Origin of the sequence: Lactococcus sp. S47 (genome assembly GCF_016517475.1) — a bacterium.
GTDB lineage: Bacteria > Bacillota > Bacilli > Lactobacillales > Streptococcaceae > Lactococcus > Lactococcus lactis.
In genome coordinates this window covers 1-384 of record NZ_JACVUB010000028.1, presented here as the reverse complement: position 1 = coordinate 384, position 384 = coordinate 1, and the positions used below count along the sequence as shown (strand labels likewise).

Here is a 384-nt window from a genome sequence, read left to right as displayed (position 1 = left end):
TACTTGGTTTGGGACCAAGGTGTCGCAGGTTCGAATCCTGTCTTCCCGATTGATGTTTTTACATCAATTTGACTTATGTCAAAAATGGCGGTGTAGCTCAGCTGGCTAGAGCGTTCGGTTCATACCCGAGAGGTCGGGGGTTCGATCCCCTTCGCCGCTATATTTATCAGCTGGATCTTTAGCTCAGTTGGTTAGAGCTATCGGCTCATAACCGATCGGTCGCTGGTTCGAATCCAGCAAGATCCATATCTTTGGCTCGGTAGCTCAGTTGGTAGAGCAATGGATTGAAGCTCCATGTGTCGGCGGTTCGATTCCGTCTCGCGCCATTCTTTGTTAGCGGATGTAGTTTAATGGTAGAACCCCAGCCTTCCAAGCTGGCTACGC

At 50.0% G+C, this 384-nt stretch carries 3 tRNA genes; all 3 read left to right on the top strand.

From position 1 onward, the window contains the following. Nucleotides 1-86 precede the first annotated feature (86 nt). The 3 genes from IAE52_RS11440 (at nt 87) to IAE52_RS11430 (ending at nt 326) form a co-directional block, all read left to right on the top strand. Nucleotides 87-160 (top strand) — tRNA-Met (locus IAE52_RS11440). 12 nt (nt 161-172) lie between these two features. Then, nucleotides 173-246, top strand: a tRNA-Ile gene (locus tag IAE52_RS11435). A 7-nt stretch (nt 247-253) separates the two neighbouring features. Further along, nucleotides 254-326, top strand: a tRNA-Phe gene (locus IAE52_RS11430). Nucleotides 327-384 lie beyond the last annotated feature (58 nt).